Source organism: Legionella qingyii, from assembly GCF_003184185.1.
Genome location: NZ_QHJG01000002.1, coordinates 33077 through 54744, shown reverse-complemented (window position 1 = coordinate 54744; position 21668 = coordinate 33077). Strand labels below are relative to the sequence as shown.

The following is a 21668-nucleotide window of genomic DNA, read 5'->3' as shown; positions in this document are numbered from 1 at the left end:
ATGAGGGAGTTTAGATAGACTAAATGACCGAATTAAAAACATTTTTTAACGAAGAGATTGGGATTTTTCGAAGTCCTGATCCTAATAAAAATTATTGAGTTTTATCATGAAGATAAATAAAAACCAACACATCAACGTATGAGATCCCTCTATAAATGGATACAAAAGAATAATTCTCGTGGATTATGTCGCATCGATTGCATATGAAGGGGATTCGTCATTGGTAATCCGAAAACTATCATAATCTCGAATGAAGTTTGCTATATGATATGCTAATGAAAAATTAGTATGCTCTCCGAAAATATCATGATAAACACCTCTAGGCGTTTCATCTAATTCAGCGGTACAAGTTTTTAGCAGAATATCTGCATATTTTTTATTTATTTCTCCCCATTTGTCCAATATGGCTTTGCCATTAGCAAGATGAATTTCATCTTTAAAAATACTTAATTTATTGAAATGGTATAAATTACCCATGAGATAAAGGGCAAAAACCCGCGTTTCCATATATTGCATAGGAATAGCATTCAATACCGAGGGAATAAGAAGTTTAAGCATCAGGAATTTGCTATTATCCAAATTGCGAATTACAAACAGTAAATTCCAGCTAGTGTACAAATGCATCCATTCTTTATACACATAAAATTGACTGACTCTTTTAGGAAGTCGATTAATGATTAAGTTAGGTAACAAGCTGTATTCGCCCTCCTCTGTTATTGAGCTTTCCTCAGGCAAAACTAAATTTTTAAAAGAATAACCGTGAGAGGGTCTAAGGCATTCTAACAAACGAATAAGCGTAGCCCCTGCAAAAGCATTGTCAGCCGGTTGACCATCCTCCTCATACTTTTCTTCCCAAGTTGCTTCCAAGATATTTAAACTCACATTTTTGACTGAATCATCATGCATTTCACCTAATGGAGGAGGACAAATCTTGGCATTCCACAGCGCTAATCCATGCTGCTTAATAAACACTTTTGATTTTTTAACAATTTCTTCCTGACTAAGTTCCTCATCTCCTAATGCACGAATAAATGCACCTTCAGTAATCACGGGGTCAACAGAAACTAATTTTAGGCTTTTAAAAAGAGAAAAGTTATTTCTATTCGAACAAAAAAAGAAATTATTGATGGGATTTCCAGGATAATAAGTGTTTCTTTGTTTTGTAGTAAAACTATAGATATCTTCATTCAATGTGAAACTGTTTACCATAGTCACTGCGAATGCCTCGAATAAACATAATAAATTCAGCTGGATTTGCAGCTGTTCTGACATTTCATTTAACTCTAGATCTGCAATTAATTCTTCGTGCTCTATAAAAGCCAGTAACTCGCATATTGGTGGATTGTTTAGCAAACCTTCTTTTACAGACTCAATGAGTCGCTCCAAATCAATAGGTTCTTCTGTGAGTTTAGCCAAGAAGTTTTTGAACCCTTGATCACGAATTTCAAGTGAATTTAAACTAAAATCATGGAGAGTATTTTTGATAATGGCTGGATTGGATTGTTTCTTAAGATATTTCGTTACACGCTCTAAAAATTGTTTTGCTAAAGTCCTTTGCATAAAAAATCCATGTATTTGAAAATAACAAAGTATATGTCTTTAGCAAAAATTTTTAAATAAAAGGGACTCTTTAACTATTTTCTCCTTCCTGTGGAGGAACCACAATAGCAAAAGGTTCGCTAGAGCTGCCGTCTATGACTTTATTTAATAATGTAACTCTTACTAAAACGTTCATTGTTTTACTTTCTGCAGAACATTTTGTTTCATTCGGCTCACGCTTACAGTTTGCAACCTGGTGCACTGTATCTATAGGACTGGTATCGATATCAATCACTTTTTGATGTTCCACATCAATAAGGGCTATCTGCAGGTGACTAAGCTTCCATTCGCTCCCTTCTGCAGTATATCCCACGCGCCGTTCATGAACCAGGGTAACTTTTTGCCCTCTTTTCAATGTAGTTTGGTATTCCCACACTGGCTGTTCTACGGTCAACTCGCTTTCCACAATATTATTTCTTTGTTGAAATGCTTTTTCCATATTGAGGTAACCCCAACCATACGTTCGATTCCATGCTGAGCCCATAATTTTAGTATGTCCCGAATTCATTGAACCCGCATCGGTCCAAGTATCCGCACTGTTAATAAGTAACGCCTTGATGGCCATAGGATTCTGAATCCCTGCATCTTGCAATAACAATGCTGCCGCACCTACATGAGGGGCAGCTGAGCTTGTTCCCCCCATGAGACGATAACCATCTTTATAGTTCATCGCATTAGAATAGACAAAACCATAAATTTTAGGGTCAGGAGCACACGTCATCGTATCATGGCCAGGGGCAGTTAAATCAGGTTTACGTCTACCAAAAGGTGTAGGACCTCGGCTACTGGTATTCTTTATATGATGTTTGGCTCTATCTACAGTTTTTACCGTAGATTCATTTTCAGTGACCAGCGTATTCATATTGGCAATAGTAAGCGCATTATAATTATCACCAGGGACTGTTAATGTGGAGGCAAAGGTAAATTGATGCGCTGGCTCTATGTATCCAGCATTCCCTGCTGATTTTACCCAAAGGATTTTTTGAGTATTTACTACATAATCCATCACTTTTGCTAGCCCACTCCATTCAGGACAAGCAGGACAATTTAAATCGAGCCGACCATTTCCCATACTGTAATTAATAATGGTAGGTTTCAGTTCAGCACGATTCAACATCCAATCCAAAGTTTCCATCGTACGCATAATACTTGCAGGATCAGCAGTTTCCTCTCCAGCTAATCCAGATACGATGGCTGAAGCGCCATAAGCAATCCCTTTATATTTCTCATGATTACTGGCATAAATACAGGCGACGCCTGTTGCATGAGGCTCTTTTACACCATTAATCAGATTAGAATATCCAGAACCTACATCTTGGCGCACTACTAATCTTTTACCGGATAAAGCAGAATGCAAAGGATCTACTCCTGTATCGATTATGCCAATAATTCCTTTTTGACCAGTATAACCATGGGCCCACCAATTACTCACATTAGGGTAAAAGGATGAGGGTGTCAGTTTTAAAACTTGGGCCGTAACATCCAACTCTGGCATAGCTGCTGGATGTGAAGAAATTTGTGCTGCTGCATTTAAATTAGCAATGTGATAGAGCAAGGTACGATCTCTGGGAATTTGTATTGCTACTGCAGGCATAAAACCGAGGTCTTTTACATTTACATTGGGAGTTTTTTTTAACTGTTCAATAAATGGTTCTTTCTCCGAGGCATTATGTAAAAAAACCAGGAGTGATAAAGGAGCATGTGAAGAGGATCTGGAATGTTTTAAAGTTTGGAGGACATCAGCATCGATAATGGCTCTTGCCGAAAGAACAGGACTTACAGTAAGTAAAATTATCGCCAGATAAGATCTTTTGAATATACGCCACATACAGCACCCTCATTTTTGAGTTTCAATATAATGGACAAAGCTTACCTTCTCAATTGGTAAATCATTGTTATCATCTCAGTAATGAATAGAAGGATTTTAAAGCAAGGAATCGAAAGAAGAAAGCCGTCTTAAGAAAAATATAGTTTATACAATAGGATACTGCTCCTCAGTAATAGAGGAACTATCGTGAATTGGTCAGGGCGGGGCCTGGGTATTAGATACCGGTATGTTAAAATTGTTATTGGCTGATTGTGATCAAAATATGAAGATTATGGCAGCTCAACAACTGGCAGAACTTGAGAAAAATTGCACGGAACATGGGGCACATTTTGATTTTGCCCCTTTACTCACAGCGTTAAAACAATGCGCTGACAATATTGAGGTGTGGAGTGATGAGCAAACCGATAAGTATTGGATTACCACTGCAGGGGGGTGCCAAAAAGCCCTCAAAATTCATTCCTAATTTGAATACTGTTCATTCTAATGATACATTTTGTCTCTCAACTACTTAGAGATAAATAATGACAAGGACGCTTTTTTCTTCAGCACTCATACTGTTTTGTTCCATTGCTTTTGCACAAGATCAAGTGATTGAGGATTTTTTTAAAGATGTGAATCCATCAGCAATATCCACCAAGACGGAAAATAATATACAAGCGAGTCATTTTCGCCTTGTTGAAATTGACCTCAGCCAACTGTATGCGGAACTGGAAAACGTACCCCATCGAGATGAGTTAAAATCAGGAACTGCATCACAAATTGCCCTTCCTTTGCCCGATGGAACTACTAAGCTGTATCAAGTTGTCGAAAACAGTACATTACATCCGGAACTCAGTGCAAAATTCCCCACAATTAAAACCTATGATGCTTATGGGGTTACTGATCCAGGCGATTTCGTCAAACTGGATCTTACTCCGCAGGGATTCCATGCGATGATTCTCAGACCAGGAAAAAGTCCGGTTTTTATTGATCCCTTAAGAAAAAAAAATACTCAATATTATATTGTTTATAATAAAAAGGACTTTATAACCTCCAAGCACTTGAAATGCGGCGTCCAAAGTCAAAATCAATTTGCAACCTCGCCTGTTAGTTCAAAACATTTCGCTCGTTTTAATCCTTGCCAACTCAAAAAATACCGCCTAGCCATGGCAGCAACAGCAGAATACACTCAATTTCAAGGCGGAACAGTAAACGATGCATTGGGGGCAGAGGCAACCACGATAAACAGAGTGAATGGTGTTTATGAAATTGATATGGCCATTACAATGCAAATTATTGCTAATAATAATCTTATTATCTATACAGATCCTAATAATCAGCCCTATACACACGGTGTTCCCGAAAAGATGATCAATGAGAATCAAGAGAATGTGAATCAAGTTATTGGTGCACCTAATTATGATATAGGCCATGTTGTAGATTCAGCAGGAAGCGGTTATGCCGGGCTAGCCTGTGTTTGTAATGATGAACGTAAAGCAAGAGGGGTTACTGGTCAAGCCAAGCCTGTAGGAGACCCTTTCGACATTGACTATGTAGCACACGAAATGGGACATCAATTTGGCGCAAATCACGTACAAAACAATAGCTGTCAAAGGAATGGACCCACAGCCGTAGAACCTGGAAGTGGTAGCTCCATTATGGGCTATGCTGGAATTTGCGCCCCTAATGTTCAAAAAAATTCAGATGCTTATTTTAATGGCATTAATCTTCAAGAAATGGGCACTTTTGTCTCCAGTCCCTCGCATACCTGCCCTGTTACAACAGACATTCCTGATGCTCCTGTAATTACTAGTGTTAATGCAGGAGTTACAATTCCTGCGCAAACCCCTTTTGCTTTGACTGCATCAGCGACTAAAAGTGGCGGCACTGAAGTATTAACCTATACCTGGGAACAAATGAATAATGAAGTCTCTCCCCAGCCTCCAGTCAGCACAGCAACAGGGGGACCCAATTTTAGAAGTTTCTCACCACAACCGACAGGCACACGTTTCGTCCCTAATCTCAACGCGCTCAGTAACGGAGGTCCTTTTACATGGGAAGTTTTACCTTCAGTTTCTCGTATTATGAAATTCAGAGTTTCAGTACGTCGGAATACTCCGGGAGGCTCTTGCAATGCATATACTGATACAACTGTAACAACAACCACTAATGCGGGTCCTTTTATCGTGACCTCCCCTACTAGCAAAGGCATCAACTGGATAGGTTTATCGCCACAAACAATTACTTGGGATGTTGCCAATACCAATTTTACTCCGGTTAATGCCCAAAATGTAAACATCCTTTTATCTACTGATGGCGGAAAAACATTTCCCTATACCCTTTTATCCAACATAACAAATAATGGGCACGAAGAAATCTGCGCCCCTAATTTAAACACAACTACAGCCCGTATTATGGTGCAGGCGAGCAATGGAACCTTCTTTAATATTTCAAAAAATAATTTCTCAATCATTGCAGCTCCAGCTAAAGCACCGGTATTGACAGCAGCCGAGCGTAATCCAATGAACACCAGTAAAGCATTTGTCTCATATGCTGAGTGTATTCCCATATCCAATGATGTCTATACAGTGAATGGTTTACCTGGAGCAACCGTGAAATTGGATATCAAGAATCATCGCTTCGTCATTGAAAACATCCTGACGCCAAAAAGAATCCCTAAGGTCACGATAACTGCGACGAATGAAAGCCGCATGAGTCAAACCTCAAACCCAATTACTATTCCCAGTATTTTATAGAAAAGGCTTAATATGAATAAACATTCAATATCAACAATCATCGCTTGTATCCTCTCATGTAATGCATATACAGGCGTATATTCCGGTCTTAATTTAGGTATTAATACAGTTACTGTTCACAAAGATTTGAGCTATCCTCTTGAAGAAGGTTTGCCCACTTCTTCCAGTTTTAACAACGCATATACTAATTTTCACGGACAAATTTTAGCAGGATATGAATTGCCATTGAGCACAAAATTCTCTACTGCTTTAGAAGCAGATGCGGATCTGTTTATTGGAAAATCACGGTATAAAATTAACGAATGGTTCTTTAATGAAGACGTTGATGCAGAAGAGAAATTAGAATATGGATTCTCCCTCTTTTTACTGCCCGCATACCAATATAATGAGTCAGCTCGTTTTTTTGTAGGACCAGGAATTTCAGGCAGCCGTTTTGCAGTTAACATGGACAATACGGCTGGGAATGTTGGAGTCAGCGCGAATTTCAAGAAATGGTTAATCGGCGGTGGTTTAAAAGCAGGAGCAATCACCAAACTCAATCATAACCTGGATCTACTCTTAACGTATCAGTTCACTCAGTACAACAGTACGGAACGAACTCAAATTGAACCGTTATCTGATGAAACATTACGAGGACGTTACAGGCCGAATGTAAATACTGTATTAATCGGTCTTAGAGTCAATATGCCAGAATCAGTTATTGTAACTAAATGATGTATCTTAATAGTGAGTGCAGGTCGTATATATTGGACCTACCCCAACCGGCACTCACTACCACAAATTTTATGATCACTGATCTCAAAACTATAGTACCTGCTTTATAATTATTAATGCCATCTTGATAAACGTAATCTATTTGACTTAATTTTCAAAAATAGAGGACTTATGAAAAAACCCAATCTCTTCGTTAAAAAATTTTTTTAATTCGGTCATTTAGTCTATCTAAACTCCCTCATTAAAAACATTTTTTACCTAAGCCTTGGGGTTTTTCGTAAGTCCTGAAATAGTGCTTCACCAACAAGACAGACTCGACTTAAATCGAGCCTGTTTGCCGATTAATAAATTGCTTCATTTTGAAGGTTTGCTTACTGAAAAAGAAGAGTCTTCCTGTTCCTCTTGGGGGTTGGTAAGTTTTCCAGTGTTTGAGTTAAATTTAAATATATAACGATGTTGGGGGCCTCTTGATTTTGTACGTTGATGATATTGGGTTACATTTCCTGTTTTAACATCCAGACGAAACATATTTTGATCTGTGGAAACTGTGTTATCTTCTTTATTTTTTTCCTCAATATCATCCTGATTCGTCTTTATATCAAGGTCAATTTTAAACATATATTTTTTCATCTGCTTATTTTGTTCAGACCCAAAGAAATTTTTTCTCTTTTTCAAAGAGGGTTTACTACCGTCTTCTGGTATTTGCAAGGATTTATTTTTGTTTAAAGGTTCCGCTGGCACCGCATCTTGTGACTTTTTACTATAAAAAGCTTGCTCCAATTCACTAAGATCTTCGTTATTTAATTCTAATTCAAGAAGGTGATTATCCATTTCTTGTGGCTTTTTGCCATAAAAAGCATCTTTCAGTTGCTTAATGTCAGCATCATTTAATTCTAATTTCAGAAAATGATTGTAGGGATTAGGCATGCAAACTCCTATTTAAGAATAAATAGTCGCGCATACTATCAACCGGACTTATTTGATGTCAATGTGATTTAAAAATGCCATAAAAAGCGGCTGAAGCTTTAGCCCCTAGTAAAGAGAGAATGCGAACAAAAAATACACTTCCTTCTAATGTCTGTTGACATTTCATTTTATTTCTTTTGCTCAAAGACAATCTTCGACAAATTGAAAATAGCGTTCTATAAAAATTAAATTGACACAGCGAAGGCCAATTTGCTATGTTAACCCAATAATAGATAAAATTTTACCAAACTGCTATCAATATGAATCACCGCGATACGAACAAAAGCAATAAGTACCCTGCAGTGTTCACTGCAAAGGTATCGCCATGCCATGATTCATTACCAACAACAATCTCTTCAGTAGACATTATTATTATTTTGCCCTCTTTACCCTAGAGCGGTTGGCTATTTCTTATTCCCGAACCTCTCTAGGGAGGAACTTTCGGGTAATTGGAATTATTGCTTTATTAATACTGGAGGGTATCGTGACTCAAACTAACTATTTAAATTTAAAAAACAATTACTTGCCCTTTATCATGTGGTTTTTTCCACTTTCATTTTTTGCACTTCAATTTATTTTGCGTCTTTGGCCAGGATTGATGATGCACCAAATAATGAACCAATTTTCAATAGATGCAGCCAGTTTTGGTCTCTTAGCTGCTTTTTATTATTATGGGTATGCCGGAATGCAAATTCCCATGGCGATATTGCTCGAAAAATTTGGTGCCAAAAGAGTGGTTTTTATCTTTACTCTACTTTGTGGATTAGGTGCCTTACTCTTTACCTCAACCAATAATTTTTATCTAGCCTTATTGAGTAGATTTTTAATCGGAGCCAGTTCTGCTGTTGGTTTTTTAGGAGTATCCAAAGTTATTTCTGAATGGTTCAATAGCAATCAATACTCTCAAATGGTTGGATTTTCTTTTAGTGTTGGGTTATTAGGAGCAGTCTATGGAGGTAAGCCAGTAACGCAATTGATCGCAACTTACGGTGGTCAACATGTAGGACAGGTACTTGCACTCTGTTCTATCACCATAGGACTTTTGGCATATTTAGTCCTACGTACTCCAAAGAATATTGAAACCACAAAATCGAATGAAATAAATCTATCTTATTTATCTGTTTTATTCACCTCAAGAATATTATGGACTCTGGCCCTGGCAAATTTACTCATGGTTGGCGCACTAGAAGGTTTTGCGGATGTTTGGGGGGTATCCTATTTAACTACTGCCTATGGTTTTGCAAAATCTGATGCCGCCCTGCTCGTATCATTTATCTTTGTTGGTATGTTATTTGGTGGACCAATACTTGCATTTTTGAGCAAAAAATTAGGGAATTATACAGTAATAGGCATTTGCGGAATTGGGTTGACCTTAGCATTTCTCGTGCTTCTCTCAGATCGCGTGAGTAATTGGTGGATGCTTAGTATTCTATTCTTCGCAATTGGGCTCATGTGCTGCTATCAAGTCATTGTCTTTGCGGCAGGATCCAGACTGGTTTCCCCAAAACATTTAGGAATAACCATAGCTTTTTTAAATTGTATCAATATGTTTGGTGGCTCATTTTTTCATACTTTAATTGGCAACTTAATGGATTATTACTGGGAGGGAAGTTTCACTGCAGATGGTATGAGGCAATACAGTATTCAATCCTATCATCATGCATTAGTAGTTATACCTTTGGGAGCTCTTTTGGGAACAGTATTGGTTTATTGGGTTCACAAAAATGCCAAGAATCAAGTACCTACGGCATCTGTTGAACAGACTACAACTTCTTAAAGCTTCATTGAATTAATAAGTATCAATTTATTGATTTAAGCTGCATTATAAACTCTTCGTCGATTTTATAATGCAGGCAATTATTTTGTATTTTTTCAATATAACCTAATTCCTCCAATCTATTTAAAGCCGGGAGGATATCTGGAGACAATTCATATCGAAATCGAGGTATTGAAGAATTCAATATTGCTTCCTTATCGACTACAAAAAACTCTTTTATATGCTTGCAACCAGGATTAGTAACATCATTTTTAATGACACTCATAAAATGAGGATAATCATTAAAAAGCCTATCGAAATCTAATATTTTCTTCTTCTTTATATTTTCCGAATTTTTTCTATTATTCACGAATTTTTGTACTTGCCATCCACCTAGGGCTGTAGTCAAACAACCGCTTAAAAAGCCAAATATAAATGAAGTATCCATGTTGTTTTAAATTAAGATGTTGATAATGCGTAGCATGATCATTGCACGATTAAAAGTTGGCTAATTATATATCAAAGTATCAATAAAAGTAACGATACTTTATTTTAAGATCTTGAGTCTTTTTAGGTAAGATACCTGCTTGCTTTTTCAACTAGGCATTACTAAACTACGGCTGGCTTGTTCTGTTTGAAACTCATCTGCATTTTATATGGCCACAATACCAAACTATTTGCTTCACATAACTCATCAAAAGAGGATAATATGCTTAAAAAATTCTTCATCTTTTCTATTTTGGTTTTAGCTGGCATGTTGACTGCCTGTGGTCCTATCTATAATACCGAGTACAGTTTTGTTCCGCCGAAATCAGATATAGCAAAAATGTGTACTGCCCAGTGTATTCAAGGTAAAAATGATTGCGAACAGAGTTGTCGGGTAGACAATGAAAATTGCCGCATGAGAGCCCAACAAAATGCGATGTTTGAATACAAGCAATATAAAGAGGACCAAAAAAGAATGGGGCTACCAATTAGTAAATCTGTGACTGATTTTGATCGAAGCAGCAGTTGTAGCAACTCCTGTCATTGTGAGTCGACCTATAGGTCCTGTTATTCAGCCTGCGGCGGCGAGGTCAGAGAGCATAAAGTATGCGTCGCTTTTTGTGACAAACAGCCATAATAAGATAAAAATTTTTTACCTTTTTGACATATAATCAAAGCAAACCAGCAATTTATTGTATCAAATTGCTGGTTTTTCTTTTTTTACTTTTATCAGCCTACTAATAGTCAAATTATCAGAACTTACGAACCCCCCCAAGATCGAGGCAAAAAATGTTTTTAATGAGGGAGTTTAGATATACTAAATGACCGAATTAAAAACATTTTTTAACGAAGAGATTGGGTTTTCGTAAGTCCTGATTATTTTACAATTCAAGAAACCTTTGCCACACTTTAGTTGATCCATTGTAAAGAGTGGAAATAATAATGAAGAAAATTATCCTTTATTTTTTAGCCTTCATTGGGACTCTGGCTATATTATTTTTTATCTCCCAATGGTTTGGTAGAGCTGGAACGACAATGTATAGGGGAAGTCCTTTGCCAATGCAAGCGGCAGTTGGAAAACCTGATTACGCCGTTAGCTCTGTAGCAATGCGTATTACAAGCCAGTCTTCTGGAAATCAACCCTCAGAAAATGTGAAGCGGGGTATGATTATTCGTAATGCGAATATTTCCTTGCAAGTTAATAACATTAATTCAGCAATGGAAAAAATCTTTCAATTAGCGGAAAACTCAGGGGGTTATGTTGTAAGCTCCAACTTAACTCAAGATAATGATGAAGCCAATAATACTACTGCAAATATGAGCATAAGAGTACCTGCCCAAGGCTTAAATAATGCGCTAACTGCCTTGAAGTCACTCGCAACCCAAGTCATGCAAGAATCAATAACTGGTGAAGACATCACACAACAATTTGTCGATTTACAAAGCCAGCTCAGTAATTTACAAAAAGCAAAAGAACAGCTATCCAAAATTATGGCTAGCGCGAATAATACATCCGATGTTCTTAGTGTATTTAAGCAACTAAGCGACACCCAAGGACAAATTGATGTAATCCAGGGACAAATTAAATATTTCAAAGAGTCAGTAGCTTATTCATTGATAAATATTAACTTAAGCATGAACCCAATTATTCAAACGGAACAACAAAAACAGTGGAAAATAACTGAAACATTTATTGACTCCTATCATGCATTGATCGATCAATTACATCATTTTACCTATGGTTTGATCACATTTTTTGTGTACGTTTTACCATTACTATTATTATGGATTTGTATCTTTTTGATTATTTTTTGGATAGGGAAAAAAATTTGGAATAAATTCAAAAAGAGTTAATCTCACGAAATAGAAACTGTTTTAAGAAAATCTGTCTATATTGATTGGGCTTTTATTCTAAATACATGAAATAAAACTGACGGGAGTATTTTGTGTTACGTCATTTTAAGTCAAAACAGTTCATTACCTTCATAGTGGCAGGAGCAATTGCAGTTACGGTAAATTTCTGCAGCAGAATTTTCTATAGCTATGAGTTCAGTTTTTCACTATCAATTATCTTAGCCTATATTACAGGCATGATTGCATCGTTTATTCTGGGTAAATTATTTGTATTCAAGAACAGTCAGCAAACCTTTTTACGATCAATTCTGTTTTTTATCCTCATTAATTTAATTGGTATGCTGCAAACCTGGCTTGTTAGTTTATTTCTTGCCTATCATATCTTGCCTGCTTTGGGTATTAAATCATTCACTTTAGAAATAGCACACGCAATTGGGCTTGTTTTCCCCACTTTTACTACGTATCTGGGACATAAATTTTTTACTTTTCGAGAACACATTTAATGTGCTCAGCGAAACTTTGCAAACGATTTTAAAAATTCAGTAAGTCGTTCAAGGTCTTTAAACTCATGGCATTATAAATCTTTTAATTATAGGAAATAATCAATTTATTTCTTGGTTTTCCCGCCCCTAAGATTTTGAAGTGTGCGAAGATAATATATTCAGGACTTACGAAAAACCCCAAGGTCGAAGCAAAAAATGTTTTTAATGCGGGAGTTTAGATAGACTAAATAACCGAATTAAAAACATTTTTTAACGAAGAGATTGGAGTTTTTCGTAAGTCCTGATATTTTTAGAGAGACTGCAATAAGAAGGGATTACTGGAAGGACAGTTTCTATTTGATTTAATAATCAGGTAATCTTGATTATTCAATGAAGTAAGCAGATTGATATAAGGTTGCTGATTACTGGTACACACGTTGACATCACTCACTCCTCCCAACAAAACACGGCCACTCCAACTGGAAGCCATTATGCAATTAAAGGCTGCTGAAGATCCAACGTAAAAACAGGTTGCCACTTGAGAGTTGGACGAATCAACGGATATAGTGACATTAGACAGATCAACCGTTTTAGGAGGTGCGTTACCTCCTGTACCCAGAGCAATCGTTCCTGAAAGAGTTACAGCATGCTCATTATTGATTAATGTGACATTATTACTTGAATCATAGGTGAGCACAATATTCGTATTAGGAACTGTGACGGTATAGGTAGTTCCGGATGGGACAGAAGGAGGATTGGGGTTTGGATTTGCATTAGGAACTCCTGAACCTATAGCTGGTAAGCTAGTACTGGTGAAAGTAGAATTAAACAATTGGCCACTGAGGGCTGGATCATTTTGGCTAATATAACTTGCGGATACCAAAGATAAATTTTCATTATTAGAATTGATCCAGGTCACCAGATGATCTACTTTTTTATATTTAGAATTATTGGTAATCGTCCAGGTGCGGTAAAAGGTGGAATCGAACTCGGTAGTAATATCAGAACCCGTTGTAATCGCATTATACCCAGCAATCGTGGAATAATTACGCAACTGCTCCATTTTTTGATTAAACAATTGCGTGGACAGATAATCTTGATTGGTATTTGCTTTGGCTTTGATAAGGTGCACTTCCGTCTTGCTGCCAGCAACCATCCCAAAAATTAATAACGAGGTAACAACCATGGCTTCAACCAATCCCAAGCCGTTCTGTTTGCTAGGGGTTGAGTTGAATTGATGAGTGCTCATCGTCTCTCTCCTCAACTATAAATCCTTAAAAATCTCGCCAAGATCCTGGGACCTTGACAAAAGACCCTACTTTGTTCAATTGATTCAGGACCGTTGTGCTATAAGTAATATTGGGTGAACCAGTAGATGTTATAGAACCTTCTACTACGGCACCACCGATTATATCCAATGTTCCTCCCCCGCTATTATTCCAATCTCCTATTATATAAACCATACCATAAATCGTAGTGCTGCCATTAGCTTGCAAAGAACCATTAACTACCAAGACAACCGGATTCGTAGGAGAACCTATCGTGGCACTACCCGAGAAGCTGGCAGAACTTCCTCCTGTTTGGTTAATCCAAATCGATTGACCAACAACTCCATTTAAAAGACCACTGTAATTTGTAGTACTATTATTAGTATAGGTAATATCCGCCGATTGTTGTGCTAAAGTTTTTGTAGTAGCAAAAAAGTCACTAAAAAATTGATCCGAGCTCAAACTACTTATACTTGAATCGTTGTGTACCACATCAGTCTGAAGACCAGCACTATTGGAGCCAGAACTTGTATTTGAGGCTGTGCTTGCTGAACCGCTTAAAATCGTATCCCCCCCACTCCAAATGGTTGTCCCAGTTGTCGTATTGGTAATAGTCAGGGAACCACTCAAGTTCACATTATTTTTTACAAGAAGAGGCACTGGTGTAGGTGCAGGTACAAAGGGATAAATCTGCATAATTTGAACTATAGTGGTTGAAGAGCTGTTATTATCAGCCGTTCCCTTTGAAGTTACTGTAATGCGGTTGAAATTAGTGAAAACCGGGTTGCTATAAGTGATGGTATAGGTGGTATTATTACTAAAAGGTACATTGGTTATTTGCGCGTTGGTGTAGGTATCTATAAAACCATCATTGTTCGTATCAACAAGAATGGCTGTTTTATTGGCTTCCAGATAGGCCAATCCATACTCCAAACCGGCTTCAGCCGCCATAAAAGATTGCGATGTTCGATAAAAATTATTTTCTATTTTTTGATCAAAATCGACTGTTTTAATGGTTAATAGTGCAGTTATTGCAATTCCCAGTAGAATCATCATTGATGTAGCAAGCAAAACATAGCCGCGTTGATGTTTCATAGCAATAACCCTCCTCCTATAATTCAGGGCTGAAATTTATCGTTACGTACTCGTATTACTTGGGTAAAAGTGCGGCTCACTGAATTATCTGAAATCAAACTACCTGTTAAATTAACAGTAACATTTCGTATCGTAAGCGTGCTTATTCCATTACTTAATGTGATAACCGTAGGTGTCAGATTAAAAGATAAATTAGTCACCTGGATCTGATTGGGATCAGTTAAATTGATCCAATTGCCGTTGTTACAATCAAAAAATGAGTCTGTTGCTGCTCTTGCTTGTAAGACATTATTCGAGAGCCTAAATCCAAAGCGTTTGTCATAACCCGCGGAATTTAATGAAGGCATAGTGCCATTTGAATCTGTGTCATAGGTGAATAAGATACAGCTGCTAACAGGAACAGTAATATCATTAGCAGATGCCATAAAGGGATTAGTAATAGTCCCAGAACCTATATCATTAGCAGCGTTTGCGGAATAGCCCGCTCGTCGTATTTCGATGACCATCATATTCATTGCGGAACGTAATTGTTGATCCAATCTGTTAACTGCCATGACACTGTAAAAAGAACGCATTAAGGAAATATAAATCGCAATACTGCCTGCTAACAAGAATAAGCCAATGGCAATTCCTATTAGTATCTCGAGCAGGGTATAACCCCTGTGTTTTTTAATCGTTATTAAGGACATGTCTGATATCCTGAAACAGTATTGGAACAAACAGTAACTAGCCCCATGCTGTTGGCATTAATCGTTGCTGATTTATCTGACAGACTAACATTTATAGAACCTCCAGATGTAATTGTTCCATGAAATCCGTCAAAAATAATGTAAGGGGCAGAAGCTGAGCCTGAAAATCCAGTTATAGAAAGGGCAACAGGATTACCTGAGTAGTCACTGCTTTGTACTATGGTTTGAATGCCATTAACCAAACAACTGTTTACTACGGTGCAATCACACGGAGCGGTATCACTAAGTCCATAACACCAGGTTGTTGGCCTGAAACTAAGATAAAGAGTATTCTTTGTAGTAAGAGCCTCTGATTGTGCGATTTTAATATAATTATACAATTCCTCCGTCCCTGTCCTTACGCGCTTTTGATTCATAAAATTTGTGTAGGAAGGAAAAGCAATCCCCATAAGGATTACGAGTATCGCGATGGTGATCATTATCTCGAGAAAGCTAAAGCCCCTCAGTTTATTTGTGCCAATCCTTTGAACGGCCATAAGGAATTCCCTTTTCTTAAGCAATCTCAAAATGAGTAATGTATATTATTAGTTTAGTCTAAGATTAAAGAGAGTAATTATGGAGAATTCTTAAAATGGATAATTTCAAGAATAAAAAAGAGGGATTTTCATTGATTGAATTAGTAATCGCCCTGGCTATTATTGCTATTCTTGTTTTGATAAGTATGCCAAGTTACTTTAATTATGTTATGCATTCTAGACGAACAGAAGGGATTAACGCCCTAAACAGCATCCAACTTGAAGAAGAAAAATACCGTGGTCAAAATACGGCTTATGGTACCTTGGCAGATGTTTGGGGGGGAGTGACTACCACAGAAAATGGATATTACACCTTATCAGCCACTAATAATACAGCAACAGGTTATACCCTTACTGCAACCGCCCAAGGCTCCCAGGCAAATGATACACAGAATGGCGTTTCATGTAGCACTTTAACCTTGACTGTTAATGGACTCAATACCACCAGAGCGCCACAGGCTTGTTGGTCACAATAAAACTCTAATGAGTCAATAGACATCTTTCATTTCTGAGAGTGAATTAGGTGAAATGCAATGGAAACTCGAAATTTATCCGAAGCAGCTTTACCCATTACATGCGATTTATTTCATGTCCTATACTTATTGAATAACACCAGCCAACCTGTGTGAGATTTAAAAATGGAACGCTCATGGAAAGATCAGTTGCATCAAAAGCTAATAAAACAATTAGGTATGAAAAAGGGGAAAAAATTTGCTGAAAAATATCTTCCGGCATTATCAATGAGTTATTGTGAACAACACACCATTGAAGAGGCAATAGAAGATCTCTCGCAAATTGATAATCTGTCACTACAAAACCCATTAACGATTGTTTTTTTTGAATCACCACGTGGCGAACATCCATTACACATTAAAGTCTATCGATATGGCAGTTCTATTCCGTTATCGGATATCTTACCCATGATTGAGAATATGGGATTACGAACTTATACTGAAAGACCCTATAAAATTTCGATAGAACCCAACCAGTTTATATGGATTGGTGATTTTAATGTATCTTATTCCTCCCCCAATTTACTCACCCTGGATCAAGTAAAAAACAATTTTAACGAAGCCTTGATAAAAATAAATGTGGGGCTTTGTGAGAATGATGGGTTTAACAGATTGGTTTTAGGTGCGGGATTATCCTGGCGTGAAATAGTGATCATTCGTGCTTATGCCAAATATATGCAACAAATTGGATTTCGCTTTAGCCAACAGTATATTGAGAAAACCATTTCCAACTATGCACCCATTGTCAAAAAATTAATTGAACTCTTTTGTTTAAAATTTAGCCTGAAACAGAATGCTAAAAATAAAAATAAACGGGTTGAATTGGAGCAAGAAATTCGAGCCGATATTGATGCCATTACCATCCTGGATGAAGATCATATCATCCGTTTTTTCTGGTCTCTAATCACAGCAACACTTCGTACAAATTTTTACCAGCTAGACGCTGATGGTAACCCCAAAGACTATTTATCATTTAAACTCAATTCAGCCAAAGTACCTGATTTACCGCCCGGACAACCCATGTATGAAATTTTTGTCTATTCCACGCGATTTGAGGGCATACATTTGCGCAGCGCAAAAGTTGCTCGTGGTGGTATTCGGTGGTCCGATCGCCCCGAGGACTTTCGTACAGAAGTTCTTGGTCTTATGAAAGCTCAAAAAGTAAAAAACTCAGTGATTGTACCTTCTGGAGCCAAAGGAGGTTTTATCTTAAAAAAAGCAACTAATATGCTTGATCGAGAGCAGATAAAACATGAGGTAATTGCGTGTTATCAATCATTCATCAGAGGGTTGCTTGATCTTACAGACAATTTTGAAAATGACCATGTTGTTTCACCCCTGAATACCATTTGCTATGATGATGCCGACCCCTACCTTGTTGTCGCAGCAGATAAAGGAACTGCCACATTTTCAGATATTGCAAATGACATTGCCAAAGAATACAAATTCTGGCTTGGAGATGCCTTTGCTTCAGGTGGCTCTGCGGGCTATGACCATAAAAAAATGGGGATTACAGCGCGTGGCGCATGGGAGTCCATTAAACGGCATTTTCGTGAAATCGATATTAACATTGAGAAACAAGATTTTACGGTTGTTGGCATTGGAGACATGAGTGGGGACGTATTTGGTAATGGTCTAACCTATACCCACCATTCTCTTTTGATTGCAGCCTTTGATCATCGCCATATATTTCTTGATCCCAATCCTGACGGGTGTAAATCTTTTGAAGAGCGCCAACGCTTATTTAATTTACCCACTTCATCATGGGAAGATTTCAATCCTCGATTAATTTCCAAAGGTGGTGGTATTTACAAACGTTCAAGCAAGTCCATTACCATTACCCCCGAAGTAAAAAAAGTACTTGATATTAATGCAGATTCATTAACGCCCAATGAATTGATTCGAGAAATCTTAAAAGCCCCTGTTGATCTGTTGTTCAATGGCGGTATTGGTACTTATGTAAAAGCATCAACTGAATCGAATGCCGATGTAGGTGACAAAACAAATGAATTTTGCCGTGTTAATGGTAATGAGTTGCGCTGCAAAATTGCGGGCGAAGGCGGTAATCTTGGCTTTACTCAACTTGGAAGAGTCGAATTTGCACTTACAGGTGGTTTGATCAATACCGATTCAATTGATAATTCAGCAGGAGTAAATTGCTCAGACCATGAGGTGAATATTAAAATTCTACTCAATAAGGAAATGAATCAAGGAAAACTTACTGAGAAAAAACGCAACCAATTGCTTACCAAAATGACGGAGCAAGTAGCCCGACTCGTTTTACAAGATAATTACAATCAAGCGTTGGTTTTAAGTTTTTCTGCGATTAATGCACTCGCTTATAGCGGTTTATATCAAGCATACATTAAAGAATTGGAAGGATTGGTGCATTTAGATAGAAACGTGGAATTTCTTCCTGATGATAAACATCTTTTGGAACGTAAAGCCGCTGGCCAAGGCCTAACGCGCCCTGAATTGTCAATTCTTATGGCTTATACAAAAATTTATATTACGGGTGAATTATTAAAATCTGATTTACCCGATGACCCCTATTTTGCAACCATACTGGAAACAGGCTTCCCTTCAATGTTGATGAAATCCTATGCCAAATCAATGCAAACCCATCGTTTGCGTCGTGAAATTATTGCTACGCAACTCAGTAATCAAATTGTTAATAGCATGGGTATTACCTTTATGTACCGCTTACAAATGGAAACTGGACAATCAGTAGCAGACATTGCCCGTGCTTATATTATTGCTTCCAAGGCTTATGGGATAGATGAATTACACCAATTAATTGATTCGCTTAATTATAAAGTAACAGTACAAACTCAATATGAATTACTTCACCACGTAAGACAATTAATGAATTTGGCATCTCGATGGTTCTTGCACCATAAACGTCTTGCAGGCGGAATTAGCAATAATATTGCCCATTACAGTCAATCTATAGCCAAACTTGAAGAATCAATTCCTAATTTGATGGCAGGGGTTACGAAAGAATATCTTGATAAAACCGTTATTCAGTTTGTAGACATCGGTTTACCCAAAGAGGCTGCAAAAAAGATCGCTGCTACACGTGCTATGTACACCGTGTTAAACGTAGTGGAAGTTGCGACACAAAATAAATTTGACTTGGGAAGAACTGCCGAAGTTTATTTTAAAGTAGGCAGCAAGTTTAGTCTGGTTTGGTTCCGTGATCAAATTGGTAATGATTCTCGTGAAGGCCATTGGAATAGTCTGGCACGCTTATCTTTGCGTGATGAATTGGACAATTTGCAACGTCGCCTTACCATTGTCATTGTGATGAACAATCAAAAAGGACTTAATTCGGAGGAACTGATTACTTATTGGTTCTCAAAAAACCCTTTTATTCAACAGCGATGGGAAAAATTGCTGGAAATGTTACTCGGCAGTTCAAGCATTGATTACACGATTTTCTTTGTTGCACTACGCGAATTATCAACCCTAATTGCAGTAGAGTAATATAAAATCGTTACAGAAATCATCGCTTGAATATGCGAAGCATCACTGCATTGAGTTAAGAAAAACTGTAATTCCACTGTAAAAATTAGATTCTCGCCTTCGCGGGAATGGTCTAAATCCTTAATTTAATGGCAGTAGCGTATAGTTAAGTCCAGGAATCTTTTGCAAGAAAGCCCAATCCACACTGCTCCCCCCTTTTTCGCATGGAAGGTGATTCCCATTGTATTTTTGTATCCGTTGATGATACTTTGTTTGTGAATTAATTTAATGTTAATGCTTTCAGGAGGTCTTTATGGATGAAGAATATAGAAAACAAGCTAAGTTAAAAATTACAAATGCCAAATATCTGGATCGTGAAGTTATTACAAAAAAAACTGTAATTGATAAATACCTACAAGGGATTAATTTATTTTTACTCATTGTTAATAAAACATTAAACGATTTTCATGAACTTTCCGATGCTTATCATGATCTGGCTATCGTTTATTTTAATAGCTCCGAATATGAAAAATCAGCTCAATGTTATCTGGATGCTATTAAACAACTTCTGCAAACTCCTCTCAATGATAAAAGTTATAGAAAATTAACCGAGTTGTATATTGATTTAGCCGATGCGTGTTATGAATCGTTAAATCAACCCGCAGGGGATGAGGCAATGGCTAATGCCATAAAAGCATTCGGCTGTATTAAAGAAAAAACCTTTGAGGAACAAAATATCGGTGACCCAGTTGTTAATTTCAAGCAATTTCATAGTCATTATGAAAAGAAACTCTCAACTGCTTCATATATTGCTTCATCCAGATTTGCTAATCATGAACATCTACTGGGTGAAGGACAATTTGCAAAACAAGAACAAGCCCTTTTCGAACAGTTTGAAACAATATCAATTCATGAAGTTCAACAAATTGATCACAGTATAGAAAGCATGTTAAGCCAACTCTCCTTATCAGCTGATAAACACCCATTTAGCCCAGTTTTAATCAATGAAACACCTGGTGATGGTGCTTATCGTAATATGGCAATGCAGCTTTTAGCACTCGCTAAATCCCAGGTTCAAAATCAACGTGTAAGAGATACCATTGCAACATATAAACAAGCCATTAAAACATTACAAATGATCAAAGCCCCCCAACAAAGTGATCATCAAATAATTCAACATTTGGAAGAACAAATACACTATTTATCGAAGAAACCCATTACCACAAAAACACAATTCCCTGCAACTTCCCCCTCTATACCTCAAGAGAATCAAAGTTCTATTTTGGTAAGCCAGTCTGGGGCAAGTTTTTTTTATCAATCGTTACCTCAAGAAACAAAAGAAGAATGTTTTGAGAGTTATGATCAAGATGTTGAAATGGATAACAACAGAATGAGTATGTAAAGAGAATGCTACCTTAACGTTTTGTTATTCTGTGTGCTTATGCCTCATCAGTTGAAGGAGGTCCAATCTTTTGCAACTTATGGATATTCTAAATTTCCTACAGAACTCCCAAAACAGTGTTATGGGAGTTCCTAATTTAAAATGACTTTTTATAGATTGTTATCAAGCATAAAAATCATTTAAATTTAGGATAAATCTAAAAAATCCATTTTAGATCAGTCTATAATTTTAAGAGTACAAAA

18 protein-coding genes are annotated in these 21668 nt (G+C 37.2%); 10 read left to right on the top strand and 8 right to left on the bottom strand.

Translation table 11 applies throughout. The features are described 5' to 3' along the window. Positions 1–183: 183 nt before the first annotated feature. The gene (locus tag DGG96_RS01275; RefSeq protein WP_110141210.1) at positions 184–1560 is read right to left on the bottom strand and encodes a hypothetical protein; all 1377 of its coding nucleotides are present in this window, start codon (positions 1558–1560) and stop codon (positions 184–186) included. A 70-nt stretch (positions 1561–1630) separates the two neighbouring features. Next, the gene (locus DGG96_RS01270) at positions 1631–3427 is read right to left on the bottom strand and encodes a S8 family serine peptidase (RefSeq protein ID WP_110141209.1); all 1797 of its coding nucleotides are present in this window, start codon (positions 3425–3427) and stop codon (positions 1631–1633) included. A gap of 226 nt (positions 3428–3653) precedes the next feature. Between DGG96_RS01270 and DGG96_RS01265 the strand changes: the two genes are divergently transcribed. The 3 genes from DGG96_RS01265 to DGG96_RS01255 are packed head-to-tail and all read left to right on the top strand — an operon-like array spanning position 3654 to position 6876. Beyond that, positions 3654–3890, top strand: coding sequence for a hypothetical protein (locus DGG96_RS01265; protein WP_110141208.1), 237 nt, complete (start codon positions 3654–3656; stop codon positions 3888–3890). Between the two features lie 58 nt (positions 3891–3948). Continuing rightward, entirely contained in the window at positions 3949–6162 is a 2214-nt protein-coding gene (locus DGG96_RS01260) for a reprolysin-like metallopeptidase (RefSeq protein ID WP_110141207.1), read from the top strand. A gap of 12 nt (positions 6163–6174) precedes the next feature. Continuing rightward, positions 6175–6876 carry an outer membrane protein gene (locus tag DGG96_RS01255; protein ID WP_110141206.1) on the top strand — a complete coding sequence of 234 codons (702 nt, stop codon included), beginning with the start codon at positions 6175–6177 and terminating at the stop codon, positions 6874–6876. A gap of 354 nt (positions 6877–7230) precedes the next feature. On the opposite strand, the gene DGG96_RS01245 is transcribed toward DGG96_RS01255, so the two are convergent. Continuing rightward, complete coding sequence (locus DGG96_RS01245; protein ID WP_110141205.1) at positions 7231–7803, bottom strand: hypothetical protein; 573 nt, start codon at positions 7801–7803, stop codon at positions 7231–7233. Positions 7804–8326: 523 nt separating this feature from the next. Between DGG96_RS01245 and DGG96_RS01240 the strand changes: the two genes are divergently transcribed. After that, positions 8327–9619, top strand: a complete 1293-nt coding sequence (locus tag DGG96_RS01240) for an MFS transporter (RefSeq protein WP_407656301.1) — start codon at positions 8327–8329, stop codon at positions 9617–9619. Between the two features lie 22 nt (positions 9620–9641). Here DGG96_RS01240 and DGG96_RS01235 read toward each other — a convergent pair whose 3' ends face one another. Further along, the gene (locus tag DGG96_RS01235) at positions 9642–10046 is read right to left on the bottom strand and encodes a hypothetical protein (RefSeq protein WP_110141204.1); all 405 of its coding nucleotides are present in this window, start codon (positions 10044–10046) and stop codon (positions 9642–9644) included. 261 nt (positions 10047–10307) lie between these two features. Between DGG96_RS01235 and DGG96_RS01230 the strand changes: the two genes are divergently transcribed. From DGG96_RS01230 to DGG96_RS01215, 3 genes are all read left to right on the top strand, one after another. Then, positions 10308–10721 carry a hypothetical protein gene (locus DGG96_RS01230; protein ID WP_110141203.1) on the top strand — a complete coding sequence of 138 codons (414 nt, stop codon included), beginning with the start codon at positions 10308–10310 and terminating at the stop codon, positions 10719–10721. A 305-nt stretch (positions 10722–11026) separates the two neighbouring features. Further along, the gene (locus DGG96_RS01220) at positions 11027–11938 is read left to right on the top strand and encodes a DUF4349 domain-containing protein (protein ID WP_110141202.1); all 912 of its coding nucleotides are present in this window, start codon (positions 11027–11029) and stop codon (positions 11936–11938) included. 92 nt (positions 11939–12030) lie between these two features. Next, entirely contained in the window at positions 12031–12441 is a 411-nt protein-coding gene (locus DGG96_RS01215) for a GtrA family protein (RefSeq protein ID WP_110141201.1), read from the top strand. Between the two features lie 289 nt (positions 12442–12730). Here DGG96_RS01215 and DGG96_RS01210 read toward each other — a convergent pair whose 3' ends face one another. Genes DGG96_RS01210 through DGG96_RS01195 form a run of 4 tightly spaced genes read right to left on the bottom strand, consistent with a single transcriptional unit; the run spans position 12731 to position 16008 of the window. Then, positions 12731–13669, bottom strand: coding sequence for a type IV pilus modification PilV family protein (locus DGG96_RS01210; RefSeq protein WP_110141200.1), 939 nt, complete (start codon positions 13667–13669; stop codon positions 12731–12733). Positions 13670–13694: 25 nt separating this feature from the next. Further along, positions 13695–14783: a pilus assembly PilX family protein gene (locus tag DGG96_RS01205; protein WP_110141199.1), complete on the bottom strand. Its 1089-nt coding sequence runs from the start codon at positions 14781–14783 to the stop codon at positions 13695–13697. Between the two features lie 23 nt (positions 14784–14806). Further along, complete coding sequence (locus DGG96_RS01200; RefSeq protein WP_110141198.1) at positions 14807–15472, bottom strand: prepilin-type N-terminal cleavage/methylation domain-containing protein; 666 nt, start codon at positions 15470–15472, stop codon at positions 14807–14809. Continuing rightward, positions 15463–16008: a GspH/FimT family pseudopilin gene (locus tag DGG96_RS01195; protein ID WP_110141346.1), complete on the bottom strand. Its 546-nt coding sequence runs from the start codon at positions 16006–16008 to the stop codon at positions 15463–15465. The genes DGG96_RS01200 and DGG96_RS01195 overlap by 10 nt, the downstream gene beginning before the upstream one ends. Positions 16009–16103: 95 nt before the next feature. Here DGG96_RS01195 and DGG96_RS01190 point away from each other — a divergent pair, with 95 nt between their 5' ends. From DGG96_RS01190 to DGG96_RS01180, 3 genes are all read left to right on the top strand, one after another. Beyond that, positions 16104–16523, top strand: coding sequence for a type IV pilin protein (locus DGG96_RS01190; protein ID WP_110141197.1), 420 nt, complete (start codon positions 16104–16106; stop codon positions 16521–16523). 162 nt (positions 16524–16685) lie between these two features. Continuing rightward, the gene (locus DGG96_RS01185) at positions 16686–20045 is read left to right on the top strand and encodes an NAD-glutamate dehydrogenase (RefSeq protein ID WP_110141196.1); all 3360 of its coding nucleotides are present in this window, start codon (positions 16686–16688) and stop codon (positions 20043–20045) included. A gap of 292 nt (positions 20046–20337) precedes the next feature. Beyond that, positions 20338–21426, top strand: a complete 1089-nt coding sequence (locus tag DGG96_RS01180; protein WP_233590456.1) for a hypothetical protein — start codon at positions 20338–20340, stop codon at positions 21424–21426. Positions 21427–21668: the final 242 nt, after the last annotated feature.